Source organism: Clostridium sp. 1001283B150210_160208_E6 (assembly GCF_015669365.1).
Lineage (GTDB): Bacteria > Bacillota > Clostridia > Clostridiales > Clostridiaceae > Clostridium > Clostridium paraputrificum.
The window spans coordinates 144,155-163,695 of the sequence record NZ_JADPAA010000004.1 but is presented as its reverse complement, the minus strand read 5'-3'; the positions used below and the strand labels follow the sequence as shown (position 1 = coordinate 163,695).

Here is a 19,541-nt window from a genome sequence, read left to right as displayed (position 1 = left end):
TAAAATCCTCCCCATATATTACTCTTTATTAAATACCTTTTCCGTTGAAACCCATGCTTCTAAAACTTCTTTATATTTCCTTACATAATAATAGTGAATTAAATCTATTTGTATTAAAATAGGAATTTGAGCAGATATCATTCCTGTTGATTCTTCCCCAGAAAGATTAGCAGTAACTATAATTATATCTGCATATTCATTTAATTTAGTATGTTCATTTCCTGTAATAACTACAAGTTTAGCTCCCTTTTCCTTTAAGGCTTTTGCACATTTTTGTAGGTATTTATTCCCTCTTAAAGTAAATATAAATACCAAGTCTCCTTCTTCTATTACTGCCGTAGCCATATCTATAGCATCTTTATCATAAATTACTTCTATAAATTTCCCCATTCTAGAAAATCTAAACTTAAAATCTTGAGCTGCTGTTGCACTTAAACCTAATGCAAAAATATGCATAAATCTATAGCTATGTATTAAATCGCAAATCTCCTCAATCTTCTCCCTATTAAAGCTTCCATCAATTTGATTAAAGATTTTAAAGTATGATTTTTGTAAGTCTACAGAAATATTATTCATATTAATTTTATCATTTTCTTTAAGATGCTCTTTATATAAATATATAAGTTCCTTATAGTTATTAAGCCCTATCTTTTTACAAAATCTTGTGATTGATGCAGGTGAAACACATAGTAACTCAGCCAAATCATTTATTGACATTGGTTTATTATTTCCTAGAAAATACTCAGCAATCTGTTCTTCAACATAGGTAAACTTGAACTTTGCATGAGTTATCCTCAATATAATCTCTTTATTCATATTCCTATCTCTCCCAAAGCTTACTATGATTTAATACTATATATTTCTTCCATCTTTTTCAACTATATATTGATTTTTAATGTCTTAATTTCACCATTTTTAAATTTTCCTAGATTTATATGGCCATTAATTTTTTCTTCACTAACTATAGCCCTATTATTCATATTAACCCACTCATAACTAGTCCCTTTATTAGTCTTAAGCTTGCCTCCATCAACTAATTTATCATTATAATTTACAAATCTAATAGTAAATGAATTCTTATCTACAGGTGTTATAGAAGTAACTACAATATCTTTTAATTCGCTACAATCTACTACATTCTTTATTGCTTCCACACTATTCTTTAAAGGATGCATAACAAAATATTTAAGGGTATTTGTAAACCTGTTTATTTCTTGTATTTGATAACTTGGAATAGTTATACTATAATTCTTCCAAAGTTTATTTACTACTGTAGCATCCATCTTATGACTAAGATATATAGCAAATTTAAATTTCATTTTTCCCCTTAATTGACTATCAGGAGTTTCTATATATCTAAACTCATTTCCAGATGCTATACCAGGTCTTCTAATTAAATCAGGCTTTCCTAAGAATCCAACCCCTCTAAATAAAGTTAATGCAATCTTAGAATTATCTAATATTTCATATTCCTTTATTCCCTTTGCTAACAATGTAGCTGATGAGTTTTCATCTTCAATTCCTGCAAAATGAAGCATTGGATATATTGGTGATGGCTCTTCTTTCCATCCTAATTCTCTCCAATCATTAATATGTTTAGGAACATTATCTCTTTTTATTACCCCAAAAGCAGTATCTGAAATGCTTTCTGTTGAAAAAACATCTGTTTTTAAAACTATTCTCATTCTATGATCATCTGCATTATTATCTAATTCTAAATGACATTCTATAACACCTTTATTAGATAATGATAAGATTAATTTATATGGTATACTTGTACTTCTCTTATTTAATTCTCTCTCTTTAAGATTTTCTGGTACAATAAATTCTCCACATATTTTAATATCTTTATGAAGCTTTCTATTATTTACTTCTACATTTCCATTCCCAAAGCTTAAGTTATATCTAAAATCATACTTTTCTTCTGGAGGGGAGTAGTCATATGTATCTCCATCATCTCCACTTTCTTCAATGTATAAGCAATCCTCTAACTTTCTATTATTAACCTTATCTAAGATATTAATTTTTCCATCAATGAATTCAACCTTATAGAAATTATCTTCTATATAATTATCCTTTTTATTTTCTGATGCTTCTACTTCTTCATCAATTTCAACTAATTTTAATACTTCTATACTTAATGGCTCTAAGTTGCATTTTAATGCCACCTTTGAAACATAATAGTATAGATCTTTATCGTATTGAGACTCATCCTTCTTAATGCTACCTGCATACTCTTTAACAACATCTAATACTTCATGCTCAATTATATTTCCGTTTTTATCTGTAATTTTAAAGTTCTTAAGTTTAGTTGTAACAACTACTTTTGCTACTTCTTCTCTTCTATGAGGAAGAGTATTAAATAAAATTATGTCATCTTCCTCTTTACCTTCAATAGATTCACTTATCTTTCTTATAATATAATCACAAGCTGAGTAAGATAGTTGATCTGCTTCTGTTAACCTTGAAATTATACTTCTATTTGTCTTATCACTATTACATCCACAAGCACTATCATGAGCGTGGTTCATAAGTAACTTCTTCCAAATTTCCTCTATCATTTCAACCTTTGGATCTAATCCAAGATTTTGAGCTATAACCATTAATGGTTCTAATTGATAAATTAATCTTCTTTCAATCTTATCATTTAAATACTTATGGTCATATCTAGAAGAATATATTGATCTATGAATTTTAGAGTTAGATGGGTTTACAAATTCACCTTTTACTTCTTTTAACCCTTCTGACTTTTCTAATTCATCAAAGAACTTATCGCAACTGCTTTCAACATATTCAAAATCATTTTTAGTTCTATCATTATAGTATTTTATTCTCTCTTTTAAATTGAAATCTACAAACCTCTGGTCTCCCCCTACTGGTAGAAGAATATTGTCAGTTTGTGATCCATCTAAAATTGTTTTTTCTACTTTTTCTACATCATCAGTATAAATTAAATTCCCACCATAGAAGTATCCATTTTTTATGTTGTAAACTAAAAGTGAACTATCATCTTCACCCTTCCAAATAAACTCTCTATTTGGACAGACATCCTTAGATACCCCTCTCCAGAAAATACTTCTCTTAATATCAAAACCATTTAATATTTTAGGCATATCCTTACTTTGTCCAAAAGAATCTGGTAAATAGCCAACCTTTAAATAATCTCCATACTTTGATGCACTTTTTATACCATAAAAAAGATTTCTAGCTATTGATTCTCCATCTATAATCAGCTCATCAGTTTGTGTATACCAAGGTCCTATTATTAATTTTCCTTCTTCAACAAGTTTTTTTACTCTTTCAAAGTTACTTGGCATAAACTTTATATATTCATCTAAAATACTTAATTGTCCATCTAATAGGTATGTTTCTAAATCTCCGTCTTCTAGTGCCTTTATTACTTCATCCATGTGATATACTAGCTGTATAATTGATTCATTTGAAGTAAAATACCATTCATAATCCCAGTGTGTGTGGGGATAAACATGTATTTTTTTCATTATATATCTCCTTTTATGAATTAAATCTTTTCTATAGTAAAAATCCACTGGTTCTTATTACAATCACCAGTGGATTTTTAAATTATAGTTGTATACCCTTAACTAAATTGTATAGTTTTTGGGAATCTGTTTCTTTGATAACTGTATTTCTGAAATTATCATCTATTAATTCTTTTGCTATTGTGCTTAATATCTTTAAGTGATTTTCTGCTCCATCCTCAGGAATAGTTAGCGCAAAAGCTGTAGTTATCTTCTTTCCATCTAATGAGTCCCATTCTATTGGATTTTTAAATTTAATTAAGAATACACCTGGTGAAATAACTGTTGAATTTTTACTATGTGGTATTGCTATACCATCATTAAATCCAGTTGTAGCTTCTTTTTCTCTCTCTTGTAACCCGTGATAAAAATCTTCTTCACTCTTAACATATCCATGCTTCTTAGCTATTGATGCTATAAACTTAAAAGCTTCATCTTGAGTAGTTGAATTTTCATCAATGTATATGTGATCTTCACTAAATAATTCCTTAGCTTCTACTATAGATTCCTCAATAATTTCATTAGGCTCTACTTCTATATATTCTTCCTCTTCTTCACATACTGGCTTTCTCCAGAATCCAATGATTAATGCTGTTACTAAAATACCTGCAAATATACATAATATCCAAGTTATAAATGGAACTGGTTGTTCAATGTATCCTATAACTGCTCCTAGCGGAGATCCAATACCACCGTAGAACTTACATCCAGTTATAGAAGCAAGTCCCCCTGCTAATGCTGAACCAGCAACAGATGCAGTAATCATTTGAACTGGATTAGATGCTGCAAATGGAATTGCTCCTTCTGTAACTCCAACCATACCCATACCAAATGCTGAACTAGCTGATATCTTTTCATTCTTTGTAAATTTATTCTTAAATAATACTGATGCAAGCCATATTCCTAATGGTGCAACTGAAATTGCAGCTTGTGTTGCTGTTTGAGGTACAAAGTTAGCATTTGCTATACCAAACTTAGCCACTGTATCTGTGTAAACAGCTGTACCAAATATAAGTGCTGTCTTATTAACTGGACCTCCAAAGTCAAATCCAATCATACCACCAATAATTGCTCCAATTATAAATGGTGCTCCAGCGAATGTTTCATTTAAAGTTGTTAATCCACTATATAAACTATCCATTAATCCTGCTATCGGAGTACCAATTAAGTATGTTACTATAACCATTATTGCAAAAGTAGCTATTAAAGGAATAATCATAATAGCAAGTAATGGTTGTAATATCTTAGGCCATTTTATCTTCTTTAGTCCTTTTACTAAATATCCAACTATGAATGCAACTAAGATTGCTCCTAAGAAACCACCACCTGTTTGAGTTCCTAAATATGTTGCATCATTTACTAAGTATGCACCTATCATTGCTGGTGCTATTGCAGGCTTGTCTGCTATTGAATTAGCAACAAAAGCTGCAAATAAAGGAATCATCAATTTAAATCCAACTTGTCCAACTTCAAAAAGCTTAGACATGAAAAATCCCATTTGTGTTGTTTTATCAAATCCCCAATTTACTATTTGACCAAGTTCATTTGCTTGGAATGCAAATATGTTAGCAATAGCTAATAGTATACCTGATGCTATAACCATTGGAGTCATATATGATATCCCACTCATTATATGTTTAACAAAATTATTTTCTGTCTTTCCTAAAGTCACCTTACCAACCTTAGTTCCTTTTGCTCCAAAAACTTTAGCTTCGTCATAAGCTCTTTTAATTAATGCTTCTGGTGCTTTTATTGCATCAATTGATTTTACTGATAATACTCTCTTCCCTGAAAATCTCATTAAATCTATATTTATATCTGCTGCTATTATTACTACGTCTGCTGTTTCAATATCTTTTTCTGTTAAAACATTTTCAGCTCCAATAGAACCTTGAGTTTCAACTTTAATTTTATATCCAGTCTTTTTTGCTGCTTTTTCTAAACTTTCAGCCGCCATATAAGTATGTGCTATACCTGCTGCGCAAGCTGTAACTGCTACTATTCTTTTATTCATTACTCTCTACCTCCTCTTTACAGTTCATATTATTACACCTGTAAAGGTTTATGTAAACATTTTTACTACTTTTAGTATTATCTTTCTTTTTTTTATGTTTTTATGAAATTATTTTCATGATTTTAGGAATTAAGCAACATTCTTTTCTATTTAATCATCAACAAATATCTTTTCTGGAAATTTCTTTTCAATATTTTCATTATTTATTTTTACTTAACCAATTATTAGTTTAGGCAATCTTGAAATTATTCTAAGTAATATTAACATACAAGCTCCATTGCTCTTAATAGAAGGTTTAATCGTTAGTGCTGTTTTTTATTAGAAAAGCAACAAAAAGAATCTAGATAAATTATCTAGATTCTTTTTTAGATTTATACTTTAAGATGTACATCCACAATTAATACTTTGCCTAAATTTTATTTTTTTCCTATGTTTTGAACTTCAATTATCCTAATTATATTTTCTGAAGCTCTTTCCAAATTTTCTTTTCCACTTCTTAAAGCTTCATCTATATTCATTATTCCAGGCATAATTCCTACTACTGAATTTATACCTAAGCTATACAATTCTTCTATTCCACTTCCTACTTTTCCAGCAAAAGCTATAACAGGAATATTGAATTTTTTAGCAACAGACGAAACTCCTATAGGAGTTTTTCCAAACTTTGTTTGAAAATCTATACTACCTTCACCTGTAAAAACTAAATCTGCATCCTTTAGCTTTTCTTCTAACTTTGAATACCTAATTACTAGGTCAATTCCCTTTTTCAATTTTCCATTACAGAACCCTAAAAGTGCAGCACCTAATCCGCCTGCAGCTCCAGCTCCGGCTACATTATCTATTTCTTTTGATAACAACTCTTTTACTTTTTCAGCATAATGCTTTAAATTGTTATCTAATATAGAAACCATATCCTTAGTTGCACCCTTTTGAGCTCCAAACACATAACTTGCTCCATTCTTTCCTGTAAGAGGATTTTTAACATCACATGCCAATTCAATTTCTACTTTAAATACTCTTTTATCAAAATTAGTTAAATCAATTTTTTCTAAAAGAGATAAAGCTCCTCCTCCAAAAGGAAGCTCATTTCCATCTCTATCTGTAAAGCTAGCTCCTAAAGCTTGAAGCATTCCTATACCCCCATCATTAGTTGCACTTCCACCTAATCCAATAATAATTTTTTTTGCTCCCTTATCTAATGCAGCTTTAATAAGTTCTCCTGTTCCAAAGGTAGTTGTCTTTAGAGGATTCCTCTTATCTCTATCAACTAAATGAATTCCGCTGGCTTCTGCCATTTCAATAACTGCAGTTTCTTTATCTCCTAGCATCCCAAATCTAGCATTAATCTTATTTCCAAGCGGATCAGTTACTTCAACAGCATATTTTTCACCTAATGTAGCATCAACTAAAGAATCCATAGTTCCTTCACCACCATCTGCCATAGGAACATGAATGCATATAGCTTCCCTTAATACCCTTTTTATTCCCTTTTCCATTGCAATGCAAGCTTCTTTCGCAGTCATGCTTTCCTTAAAAGAATCTGGTGCTAAAACTATTTTCATAACTTTCACCCCTATTTAATCCATACAAATTCATAAGGTTTTAAGATAAGATTACCATCTATTTCTCTTCCTGTAATTTTATCCACACCCTTAATATTAGAATTCACACTTATTTCTTTATTATCAACATTTAAAATTAAAGTTATTTTTTCATGCGTTTTTTCATTATATCTTTCTAGTGCGAAAATATTTTCACCTAAATCTAAAATATTTTGAGTTGCAAATGGTGAGAAGGCTGATTCTTCTTTTCTTAAAGAAATTAAATTTTTGATTTTTGAGAATATAGCTCTTCTCCTATCATCATCTTCTAATGACTTAGAAATTGTATTATACTCTAACTTTTCTCTATTTATTCTTCTGTTTATTCCTGATTCCTCTAACCCTTTATAATCATTTCTAGAACCCAATAAAGAGTGATAGTAAATTGCTGGAACCCCAACACAACTTAAAAGAATTGCATTAGACGCTATAATTTTATCAACTTGAATTTCCATAGATAAATCTTCATTCTTATTAATAAGAGCATCATTATAATTTATATTTAACTCATATACTGATCTTGTACCATCCGTATTGTTCTTATAAGAAACCCTTCCTCCATTTTCAATCACCTTATCAACTAAAAGTTGCTTTTCATCTTCTGTTAATATTCCTTCTGTTGGTCTCATACCAATTCCATCATGACTTGATAGGAAATTAAAATATGTAGCATTTTCTGAAACTTTATCTATAGTCTTAGCCCAATCAGTAAGCTTTCTTGAATTATGGGTAGTTAATGTATAAAGAACTAATGGAGGTAATGTAAATTGATAAACCATATGAGCTTCATTTGTTTTATCTCCAAAGTAACTTATATTTTCAATGTGTGGTACATTAGTTTCAGTGATTATTTGAGTATTTTTCTTAAAGTAATCTAATAATACTCTCCAAATTTCTATTATCTTATGAGTTTCAGGTAAATGCATACAACTTGTACCTGATTCCTTCCACAAGAATCCTATTGCATCTAACCTAATTGAAGTTGCTCCATTTTTAGCATAGTTTAATAAAATATCAGTCATTTTAATGAATACTGGAAAATGCTTTATATTTATATCAACTTGGTCTTCACTAAAAGTTGTCCAAGCAGTTTTGTTGATACCATCCTTACCTTCATACTTATGAAATAAAGGTGATGTTCTAGGTCTTATAACGTTCTTAGTATCGAAACTATTATCTTCTTTTATGAAATACTCTTTATATTTTTCTTCATTATTTAAGTATCCCTTAAACCAGCTACTGCTTTTTGATATATGATTTGCTACAAAATCATACATTAATCTATAATCTTTAGAGAAATTCTTAATATCTTCCCATGTTCCAAGTCTTTTATCTATCTCCATATAATCAACTACTGAAAATCCATCATCAGAGGTATAAGTAAACATAGGAAGTATATGTACGTCTGTAATTGTATTTTCTACCTTTTCCTTTAAGAATTTATTTAAAGTTTGTATTGTTGGTACATCTTCTTCAAAAATTGAATCACCATATGTAATTAAATAAATATTCTTTTCTGAAACCTCTTCTGCCTTTGAGAATTCTTCACGTTCCCATTTGCTCACTAATTTTTCTATCTCATCTTTATATTCTTCTTTATAACTTTCACCATAAATATACTTAACTTTATCTATAACTGAATTAATTAACTCAACTCTACCCATAATAGCTTACCTCCAAAATGCTTATAATACTATCTTTAAAGTCACATATCCTCTTGGTTTAATTTCTATACTACTATTAACTTCTTCTAAAACTCTTTCATATAGATTAGTTAAGAATATGTTCTTTATATTCTTTTTTAACAAGTCAATCTTAACTTCTTTTATTCCTGGATTAAATATTCTTAAAATAAATCCATCTTTTTCATAGCTTTCCTTTAGAACACTTTGAATCGCATTAGAATTTTCTACTGATAATATTGAATATTCTTCCTGTACATTTTTTAACGTCAATGGAATCTCAAATCTTTCTACTCTCTCTTCAAATAAATTTAATTTTTGAAGCTGATAGCTTGTATATCTATCTAAGTATAAATCTAGCTTATTAAATAGCTTATTTTCAAAATTCTCTTCAAGATCTCCAAAAGTTATTGCATATTCAAAGTGCATCTCCTTTAACATTTGTGCATCTTTTGTGTAAACCACCTTATTATTAATTCCTAACGCTCTGCCTGGTCTCCACAGAAGATTATCCTTACCTAAAAATCCAACACTTCTAAATAAAGTTAATGCAATCTTAGAATTATCCAATATTTCATACTCCTTTATTCCTTTAGCCATTACCGTATATAACTTCTCTTCATTCTTTAAAGACACCATATTTTCTAAAGCATAAATAGGAACTGGTGCTTCTGCAAAACCTTCTTCTCTCCATGTATTAAGATATTTATTTTCATTATTTCTTTCTATTAATGAATATCCTTGATCACTTAATGAAACAGATGACTTAACTCCAGTATTTAAAATTACTCTTAATCTATGATTTTCTACCTGATTACTAATTTTATGATTTACCCTAATAAAATCTTCATTTTCCCTTAATTCTATTAAAGTTTCTATTTCTCTATTTCTATTTTTATGAAGCAACTTCATCACTTTAATTCTCTTAGAGTTTTTAACTTCTATCACTTTAAACTCATCTATAACAGTTACTACGCTACCCTCTGCTGGTGAAAAATCATAAGAGTCCCCAGCATCCTCATCATCTTCGAAATGGAATGCATTTATATTTTCATAACCTGTAACCTTATTCTTAACCCTTATATTTTGTGGTTCTACTTCTACTTTAAATATTTCATTTTCAATATAATTTATCTCTTGTACAACTAATACATCATTCCTACTTTCATCTACTTCATTTACAAGTAAAGTCTTATATCCAATAGCAGGTAGTTCTATACTATTAATTAATATTTCACTTCTATAGTATCCTGGAAGCTCGATTTCTTTTTCTCCCTCTGCTGTAACAACAACTTGTTTACCGCCACTTAAATATTCGCTTTTAGTTAATGTAAAATCTATATTTGCCCCTTGCAAATCTTTTATATTAAAAGTACTATTCTTTGTAAATATGACACTCTTAACATTTTCATTAGACTTATTTACCTTAGTGTTGAATAATACTAAAATGTTATCCCTACCTAATTTTTCAGAAACTGCAGTTGTAATTTGCTTTTTAATTATGTTAATTAAATCTGAAGATATTCTATCTACTTTTTCAAGCCTATTTAGTATTTCTTTGTTAGTTTCATCTGAGTTACATCCACCAATACTATCATGTGCATGAACATCAAATAAAAGTTTCCACATCATATCAATCCATGGTGTAGGATATTTAAGACCTAGAGACTTTCCTATAGTAGCTAATGGTTTTAGTATGTAAAGAATTTTATTTTCCACATCATAGTTACTCTTTTTTATATCATATCTTTGAGATTTTATTGTGTTATGTATTCTTGATTTTTGACAAGCTATTAACTCGCCACTAATTTCATTTTTAAAGCTCTCATTTTTCCATGTATCTTTCATAAATTCTTCATAATTTGAAAGAATAAACTCATACTTGTTTTGCTTTTCATTAAGTTCTTTTACTATCTTAGGGAAGTTTCTTCTTACTAAAACTTGATCCCCTCCTGCTGGAAGTAAAATATTATTAGAATCCTTATTTAGACTTTCTAATTTTTCAAGCATAGGAAAAAGTTTTTCTTTAATGTATTTATCATCAGAAGCTAAAAATTTTCCTGGTCCATACCCTAGAAAAATATTATTTGCTTGTATCTTTTCTCCATCTGGCGAGCTCCATATAAAATTTAAGTTTTCATTCAACTCATTTGTATATATCCCTCTTTGTAATACACTATTCTCTATTTCAAAGCCTTTAAAAATAGATGGAAGATATTGATTTTGTCCAAATATATCTGGTAAATAACCTATCTCCATTGAATGTCCATATTTATTACCTAATCTTGTTCCATATAATAAGTTTCTAACAATAGATTCTTTATTTACTAGTAGAGAATCAGTTTGGGTATACCAAGGCCCTACAAAGATTCTTTTATCTTCAATTAATTTTTCTAATCTTTCCTTATCTTCTGGATATAGCTTTAAATATTCATCAACTATTGATAACTGAGCATCAAAAGTATAGGAACAAAAGTTTTTATCTTGCTCTAAAGTACTCATAAGATATGGTATATTTTCACTAAGTAGTACGTTTGAATCTTCTATTGAAAAGTACCATTCTCTATCCCAATGAGAATGTGGTACTATGTATACCTTTTTTTTAGTCATTATAATCCTCCTGAAATATTTTCCTAATGAAAGAACTAAAAACTATAAATATAGCTTTTAGTTCTTTATTTGTATGTTAATTAAGCATTATTCTTTTCTTGCTTTTTTAACATATTGAATCTTATAAATATATTAGCTAAAGCGATGAATAATGTACCTACTAACAGACCTACAATATATGCCCATAAATTTTCAACTAATGGCCATCCCCAGATTGCTGGTAGTGGGTTCCATTGTACTGCTCCTAAAGCAACTGCTGTACAAGAGCCTAAAATTGCTCCAATAATATTTACTGGAATTGTTATTAACGGATTCTTTAACATAAACGGAATTGCACCTTCACTTACTGCAATAAGTCCAAGTAATATTGATGTATTACCAACAACTCTTAAGTTTTCATCAAATACTCTTCTTTTAACAATATACTTATCAAGTACTGTATACTTATCAAGTACTGTAGCTAATCCTAAACCAATAGGAGGTATTATTATTGATAAAACTCTTCCTGTAAGTGGGAAGATTGCATCTGCCGCAAGTCCCATTGCAATTGCTCCTGCAGCCTTGTTAACCGGACCACCTAAGTCAAAAGCTGTACATGCTGCTATTACTGAAGTTAATACCATAGTACTTCCTGTATCAAATGAAGCAATCGTGTTCGATAACCACCCATTTAATCCACCAAATACTGGATCAACAACGTAGAAGTTTAATATAAAAATAACTAATACTGCGATACCTGGTAATAAGAACATTGGTTTCATAGCTTGTAAATTTTTATTTAACTTAATATTTTTATTTAAAAATCTAGTTAAATAACCTGCAACTAAACCTAGAAGTAACGCACCTAAGAATCCTGATGGTATTCCTCCTTGAACACCCCAGAACGTAAAGTGTAAGCCACCTGCAAATGCACCACCTATAAACCCTGGTACAAGTCCTGGTCTATCAGCAATTGAATAAGCAACATAGGCAGCAAATACTGGATAAATAAACTTAAATATTAATCCACCAAACTTATCTAAATAATGAAGGAATACATATAATTGATTTGTGCTTTCTGCCAAAGTACCTAAATTATCTACTTGACCTATTCCCATTGCCCAAAGCTTTGCAATCCCCATCATTAGACCTGCAGCTACTATAACTGGAATCATATACGAAATACCAGTCATTATGGCTTCCATCATTTCAGATAAAATTCCCTTTTGTTTATCATTTTCAACAGCTGTTTCCTTAACATCTCCTTCAACTTTGCCATCTGGATTACTTAAAACTCTTTCTATTAATGCTTTTGCATCTTTTAATGGTTCTGCAACCTTAACTTTAACAAAGTTTTTTCCGTTATATCTTTCGATATTTTTAACTGATATATCACACGCAAATATGACTCCATCAGCTTTCTTAATATCAGCTTTTTTATGCATATCTTCGATACCGTTAGCACCTTGCTTTTCAACAAGAATTCTAACCCCCATCTCTTTACCAGCCTTTTCTAAAGCTTCTGCTGACATATATGTATGTGCTATTCCTGCTGCACAAGCAGTTACAGCTAAAACAGTTTTATTATATTCCTTAACTTCATTATTAGCCTTCTTATAATCTAAAGCTTCTAATAATTCCCTAGAATTCTTAGCATTCTTTATATTTGTAGTGAAATCTTCATACATTAAAGCAGAAGATAATTCAGCTAATAATTTTAAGTGAGTAGACCCTTCTTCTGCTTTTGGAATCGCTAAAAGAAATACTAAATCTACTTGATTTCCTTCAGTAACGCTTTCCCAATCAGTTATTGGCTTTTCTAATCTAGCTACTGCAAAAGCTGCCTTCTTAACTATATTCGACTTACCATGAGGAATAGCTACCCCTCTTTCTAATCCGGTTGGAGAATGTGCTTCCCTTTCCATAACTGCATCAAAGAATTCTTCTTTAGATGTTATAACTTTTTCTTCATATAACTTTTCAATTAACTTCTTAATAACTTCCTCTTTAGTAACACATTTTTGGTTTAAAAGAACAAGTTTTTCATTTGTCATTTTTGTTAAATCCATTTGTACTTCCTCCTTTATTTTATAAAGTAAGTCGACTTTTCTTTTTTGAAACCTTTTACAAATTTATTATTGCATATATTTTTATACTTTTGTTATACAACAAAAGTATATTTTTACTTTTTACTGTCGAAATTCTTGTAAACCTTTAGTATAATAATTTTACACTTATTTATTGGGAGGATGTATATGAGCGCTCTTATTAATTATTTTTCAGATAAAATTAATAACCTTACATATGCTGAGAAACATATATTTTACTTTATTAATTCTGATTTAGAAAAGGCAAAAAAACTCTCTCTAACAAAAATGGCAGAAGAAAATAATGTGAGTACCACAACAATAGTTAGAATGTGTACAAATCTAGGTTTAACCGGTTTCTCTGAACTAAAATATATATTAAAAAATATGAATAATGACTTAACACCAAATATTGATAACTATATTGGTATGATTAAAAATAGTTTAAACATTTCATTAGATAAGCTTTCTATAGATAATATCAATAATTTGGCTGATTTAATTCACACTGCTAAGAAAGTAATAATAGTATCTGTAGGATTATCTAAACCTATGGGAGAATATTTTTCAAAACTTTTGATGCAAACCAATAAAAGTAGCTTCTATATTTACGAGTCACACATTATAGATCTTTTAGACAAAAGCTCTTCTCATGATGACTTAATACTATTTATATCTAATAGTGGTAATACTTCAACATTAACAACAGTAGCGGAAAAATTAAGCTATCGTAATTTTAAAACTGCAGCTATAGTTAATACACCTGATTCAAAACTTTCAAAGTTTGTTGATATATCTATTAATACTTTCTCTGAGAAAAGCACTTTATATGATTATGATATTACTCCGCGTTCAACCCTTTTGATAATTATAGATATTATTTTTGCTTACTATATAAACAAAATTAAATAAAAATATAATTTCTAAAAAAATAATAAAGGTTGTAGATATATGTTAGAAATATCGTACAACCTTTATTATTCTAATGTCTTCCACCTATTTTACATGCAACAACAGCATCTATATTATTATCAGAAATTACATCTAAATATTCTTTTTCATTTTTCTTAAACCAATCATTAGCATATGAACATGTAGCTGTTGCTTTAAGCTTTTCTTTTCTTAAATACTCTACCATGATAAGCATTGCCTTTGAAGCAACTCCTTGACCCCTTAAAACTGGGTTAACATAAACATGATCTATATTTACCTCTTCACCTTTTTCACGTTTAAAAGTTACTTCAGCCATTAGCTCCCCTTTATCATTTTCACTATATATACGCTCTTTTTCATATTTCCAATTCATATTTTTTCTCCTTTGTTTATAATTTAATTAATACTATTATATCCAGTCTTATCTATTCTAATGCTTTTTTTATATCCTCTACTATTAGTTCCTCTGTTAAATGATAACGCTCATATAGCTCATCTTTAGAAACCCCATTAGTAAATTCCTTATCAGCTCCAAAATTCAATACCTTAATATTTTTGTCACCATAGAATCTTGAAATCTTTTCACCAAATCCACCATTAATAACTCCATCTTCTAAAGTAATTACTAATTTATGTTCTTCCAAAAGTTCATATAATAACTTCTCATCTATGCCACTTATAAATCTAGGATTTATTAAGGTAGCATTAACCCCTATTTCAGACTTTAATTTTTCTTTTACTTTCTTTCCAAGATGATAAAAATCTCCTAGCCCAATTATTCCTATATCTTTCCCACTTTCAACTTTTTTATAGGTATTTATATTATAAAAATCAGGCTCTACAGAAATCCCAGTAGATACTACATTTATATTTGGAACACGTATTGCAACTGGATATTTATCTTGCTCAATTCCCCATTCCATCATAGCTATATATTCTTCTTTATTAGTTGGTGCAAGATAAACTATATTAGGAATATTACTTATTAAAGGTATATCAAATATTCCAAGGTGAGTAACATCTCCCCCTGTTATTCCGCCACCATAAACCATTATTAATGCTGGATTATTATTTATAGCAAGATCTTGAGATAACTGATCATAAGTTCTTTGGATAAATGAACTTAAAAATCCAACTACAGGTTTACCTCCTTGTGATGCTATTCCTGATGCAAGAGCAACTGCGTGCTCCTCTGCTATTCCAACATCTATAAATTGATTTTTAAATTCATTTCTAAAGTTCCCCAAGCTAACTGATGATGGCGTTCCTGCTGTTATAGCTACAACTTTAGGATCTTCACTTGCTTTTTTCATTAAAAACTCTTCAGTAATGCTCCTATAAGATTCTCCTGAAGTTGGTTTATTTACTGGCTCTTTTGTTTCTAAATTAAAGGGACTAACCCAATGAAATGCCTCTTTGTTTTCTTCAGCATCCTTATATCCTTTTCCCTTAATTGTATGCATATGAATAACCACTGGATGATCTATATCCTTTACCTTAGAGAATGTATCAATTAATGATTCTATGTCATTTCCATTATCAATATAATGATACTCAAATCCTAATGCCTTAAAGAAATTATTTTCAGCATTTCCATTAGATTTACGTAGTAATTCTAAATTTTTGTAAAGCCCACCATAGTTTTCTGCTATAGACATATCATTATCATTAACTAAAATTATAATATTTTTCCCTGATGCAGCTGCATTATTTAACCCTTCATATGCTTCACCACCACTTAGGGAACCATCTCCTATAACAGCAATAATATTTTCTTTTCCACCCTTTATATCTCTTGCTTTTGCTAATCCACATGCTAAACTAACAGAAGTAGATGTATGACCTACTATAAAGAAATCATGTTCACTTTCACTAGGCTCAGTATATCCTGTAACAGTTTTATATTCATCTGGATTAATGAATGCATTTTTTCTTCCTGTCAAAATTTTATGAGTATAGGATTGATGAGATACATCATATACTATTTTATCTATTGGTGAATTAAATACATAGTGCATTGCTATTGTCGCTTCCACCATTCCTAGGTTAGGACCAAAATGTCCACCTGTTGTACTTACCTTTCTTATTAAAATTTCTCTTATTTCACTAGCTAAATATCCTAACTCTTCTTTATTAAGATGCTTTAAATCCTTTGGTTCATTAATTCTGTTTAAGACCATAATAAATTCCTCCTATATTTTACATTAGTATATTAATCAGTATACTTCTTGGAGTGAACTCTAAGTCAATATATATTCTCATTTTTTATATAAAGAATCCACACTATAGAAGTGTAGATTCTTACTTTAATCCATATTATTAAACAAGCCAGCCCCTTTAATAATCTCTTGTTCCATAAATAAGCTTGAAACAGCTTGTTTATAATCTATAACTTTTTGAGCTTTCTTTATCTTTTTTGCATACTTTTTATTATCAGTAAACATATATATCATGTAACCCCAAAGCTCTTTCATTCTAAACATTGCATTTTTATCATCATTAAATAATTCTATGTAGTTTTGAAAAACTTCATCATGAAAGGCTTTTAATATATCTTTAGTAATGAAATTATTATCTTTTATCTCTCCTAGAAGTCCCGGATTAGCTAAAACACCTCTACCGAGCATAACTTTATCTACTTCTGGAAAAGTATCAACCAATTTATTATAATCTTCAACTGTAAATATATCCCCATTGTAACACACAGGACTTTTACTTAATAATAATGCATCTTTAAAAACTTCTAAATTAGGTTTATTTCCATAAAAATCTTCTCTAGTTCTAGGATGAATTATTAACTCCTCTAAAGGATATTTATTATATATCTCTATAAGTTTATAAAACTCCTCTGGAGTGTCCTTTCCAATTCTAGTCTTTATTGAAATTTTCATATCTTCAATCTTATATATTTCCTCTAAGAATCTATCTAGTTCATCTCTTAATGCTAGAAAACCTGATCCCCTATTTTTCGAAACAACTGTCCCTGCTGGACACCCCAGATTTAAATTCACCTCATTGTATCCTAGTTGTTTTAACTTTTTAGCAGTAACAATGAACCCCTCTGAATCATTTGTAAGTATCTGAGGAACTATATTCATACCTTGATTATTTTCAGGTAAAATATCTCTTAACTCTTTTGTTTTAAGGCTTCTGCTTTGATTTGGAACAATAAATGGTGTAAAGTATTTATCAATATTATGAAAGAACTTTTCATAAGCATTTCTATATATGTATCCTGTAATCCCTTCCATTGGTGCTAAATAATATTTCATGCAATAACTCCTTTGTAGATATTCTAAAAATCATTATATCAGCCTTCTTTTTTCTTATCTACTTCATATTACAACCTATACTAAACTCTGAAAAAATATATTTTATAAGATTACTATTTTCTTTTTATCTTCTTCTCCATAATAACCACTAATAATAATATAATAATTATAGCAAAGCCAACATACCTTAATAACTTTTCAATTTTAATTAGATTATATTCTTTTTTAGTATCTTGATTTTTTATTTCTAAGGCCCCATTATTTTCAATAGTATCTTCCTTATTTTTTCTTTCACAATATACTACATATCTATGATAATTCTTAGTATATGGATGGCAAGTAATTAATGTAACTAGTTCTTTTCCATCCTGGATAAGAACTTCTGATATTTCACCTGGATTAATAACCTTTGTTTCTTTAACTTCATAAGTTAAAGTCTCCCAAGGATTATTAATAATAATTTTATCACCAATCTCTAATAACTCTATATCTCTAAACATAGGATGACTTGGCATCCCTCTATGCGCAGCTATAACAGAATTAGTATTAACTCCACCAATAGGAATAGATGTTTCACTTAAATGAACTGCACCTTTATTCATGTTTTCTTTTGTTGCACCAAGATATATTGGTACCTCTATATTCATTTTAGGAATAGTTATATATCCAAATATATTATCTTTAAATCCAAAATCTAATAAATTGAAACTTATCGCTTCATATGAAAAAGGATCCACTAATGTTTTTTGTCCATCTATATATATTTTCTCATTATATTCTTTCATTTTATTATATAAAGAATCTATCTCTTCTTTTTTATTATCTTCATTATTATTAAGTATTTCTTTCTTATATTCAACAATAGTATGCTGCATTAAATAACTTTTTATCATTTCACTTACGATAGGATAAATAAAAATAATGACCCCAATAAGAAAAATAACTATTAACATAATCTTTTTTATTCTATTGTTCATTTTTCATCAATCCTTTTCTTCTATAAATATACCAACATAAAGGGACTAACAATATTACTAATATTAATAAATAATATAATTGTGTATTTTTCTCTAATTCCTCATTATTACTCTCTAGATAGATGTTATTATCTACTCTTGTACCTCTTACCAAGAGTCTATGACTATTAATTGAATATGGTGTACAAGTTAATAAAGTTACATAATCCTTATTTTCTTCTGATTGTAAATACTTTGTATCTGTTGGCTCAACTACATTTATTTGATCTACTTTATATACCAATGTTTCAGATAAAATATTAATAACAAAAAAATCTCCTAACTCTAATTTATCTAAATCAGTAAATAATTTTGCTGATGGCAAACCTCTGTGAGCACTTAAAACAGAGTGATTCCCTCCCCCACCTATAGGTAGTGGCGTAGTTTCTATATGTCCAACTCCTTTTTTCAATACCTCTTCACTAGTCCCATGATAAATAGCAAGCTTTACATTTATTTTAGGAATCTCTAAATATCCTATAACCCCATCAACATTTAAAATATCTTTATATTTATTATCTACATTATCCTCAGCTTCATATGAAAACGGATCTGATACAACAACATCATTAATTTTTTTATTATACTCTCTTGCATCATTTAGAATTTTGTCAGTTTTTTCTTTTTTCATTTGCTCAACAGTATAAGCATAATCCTGTATTGCTGTTGTCTGATATACTCCCATAACAAAATTACTTATAATAGGATATAATACAATTCCAAAGCCTAATATAAACATTATTATTATTACTATATTTAATAATTTTGTCTTCATGTTATCTCCTATATAAAAAAGGGAGAGCTTGTA

General features: G+C 29.2%; 13 protein-coding genes. 1 reads left to right on the top strand and 12 read right to left on the bottom strand.

Features of this window, described 5'->3' with window-relative positions; all coding sequences use genetic code 11:
* Positions 1 to 18: 18 nt before the first annotated feature.
* The 7 genes from I4V16_RS06850 to I4V16_RS06820 form a co-directional block, all read right to left on the bottom strand.
* Positions 19 to 816, bottom strand: a complete 798-nt coding sequence (locus tag I4V16_RS06850) for a MurR/RpiR family transcriptional regulator (RefSeq protein ID WP_049178201.1) — start codon at positions 814 to 816, stop codon at positions 19 to 21.
* A gap of 62 nt (positions 817 to 878) precedes the next feature.
* A complete protein-coding gene (locus tag I4V16_RS06845) occupies positions 879 to 3,500 on the bottom strand; it encodes a glycoside hydrolase family 38 C-terminal domain-containing protein (protein ID WP_205686206.1) in 2,622 nt (873 codons plus the stop codon).
* A gap of 82 nt (positions 3,501 to 3,582) precedes the next feature.
* On the bottom strand, positions 3,583 to 5,553 hold the full coding sequence (locus I4V16_RS06840; RefSeq protein ID WP_195542033.1) for a fructose-specific PTS transporter subunit EIIC: 1,971 nt from the start codon (positions 5,551 to 5,553) through the stop codon (positions 3,583 to 3,585).
* Between the two features lie 416 nt (positions 5,554 to 5,969).
* Positions 5,970 to 7,115 carry a glycerate kinase gene (locus I4V16_RS06835; RefSeq protein WP_195631448.1) on the bottom strand — a complete coding sequence of 382 codons (1,146 nt, stop codon included), beginning with the start codon at positions 7,113 to 7,115 and terminating at the stop codon, positions 5,970 to 5,972.
* Positions 7,116 to 7,126: 11 nt separating this feature from the next.
* A complete protein-coding gene (locus I4V16_RS06830; protein ID WP_195542034.1) occupies positions 7,127 to 8,818 on the bottom strand; it encodes a sugar phosphorylase in 1,692 nt (563 codons plus the stop codon).
* 21 nt (positions 8,819 to 8,839) lie between these two features.
* Positions 8,840 to 11,446, bottom strand: coding sequence for a glycoside hydrolase family 38 C-terminal domain-containing protein (locus I4V16_RS06825; protein WP_195631449.1), 2,607 nt, complete (start codon positions 11,444 to 11,446; stop codon positions 8,840 to 8,842).
* A gap of 80 nt (positions 11,447 to 11,526) precedes the next feature.
* Complete coding sequence (locus tag I4V16_RS06820; RefSeq protein ID WP_195631450.1) at positions 11,527 to 13,494, bottom strand: fructose-specific PTS transporter subunit EIIC; 1,968 nt, start codon at positions 13,492 to 13,494, stop codon at positions 11,527 to 11,529.
* 186 nt (positions 13,495 to 13,680) lie between these two features.
* On the opposite strand from I4V16_RS06820, the gene I4V16_RS06815 reads away from it, so the two are divergent.
* On the top strand, positions 13,681 to 14,424 hold the full coding sequence (locus I4V16_RS06815; RefSeq protein ID WP_195542037.1) for a MurR/RpiR family transcriptional regulator: 744 nt from the start codon (positions 13,681 to 13,683) through the stop codon (positions 14,422 to 14,424).
* 70 nt (positions 14,425 to 14,494) lie between these two features.
* On the opposite strand, the gene I4V16_RS06810 is transcribed toward I4V16_RS06815, so the two are convergent.
* The 5 genes from I4V16_RS06810 to I4V16_RS06790 form a co-directional block, all read right to left on the bottom strand.
* Complete coding sequence (locus I4V16_RS06810; protein ID WP_195542038.1) at positions 14,495 to 14,818, bottom strand: GNAT family N-acetyltransferase; 324 nt, start codon at positions 14,816 to 14,818, stop codon at positions 14,495 to 14,497.
* A 52-nt stretch (positions 14,819 to 14,870) separates the two neighbouring features.
* Positions 14,871 to 16,625, bottom strand: a complete 1,755-nt coding sequence (locus I4V16_RS06805; protein ID WP_099314115.1) for a 1-deoxy-D-xylulose-5-phosphate synthase — start codon at positions 16,623 to 16,625, stop codon at positions 14,871 to 14,873.
* A 126-nt stretch (positions 16,626 to 16,751) separates the two neighbouring features.
* Positions 16,752 to 17,717, bottom strand: a complete 966-nt coding sequence (locus I4V16_RS06800) for a tRNA-dihydrouridine synthase family protein (RefSeq protein WP_049178206.1) — start codon at positions 17,715 to 17,717, stop codon at positions 16,752 to 16,754.
* A 113-nt stretch (positions 17,718 to 17,830) separates the two neighbouring features.
* Positions 17,831 to 18,694, bottom strand: coding sequence for a class C sortase (locus tag I4V16_RS06795; protein ID WP_049178208.1), 864 nt, complete (start codon positions 18,692 to 18,694; stop codon positions 17,831 to 17,833).
* Complete coding sequence (locus I4V16_RS06790) at positions 18,684 to 19,508, bottom strand: class C sortase (RefSeq protein ID WP_053089725.1); 825 nt, start codon at positions 19,506 to 19,508, stop codon at positions 18,684 to 18,686. Before I4V16_RS06790 ends, I4V16_RS06795 begins: the two co-directional genes overlap by 11 nt.
* Positions 19,509 to 19,541: the final 33 nt, after the last annotated feature.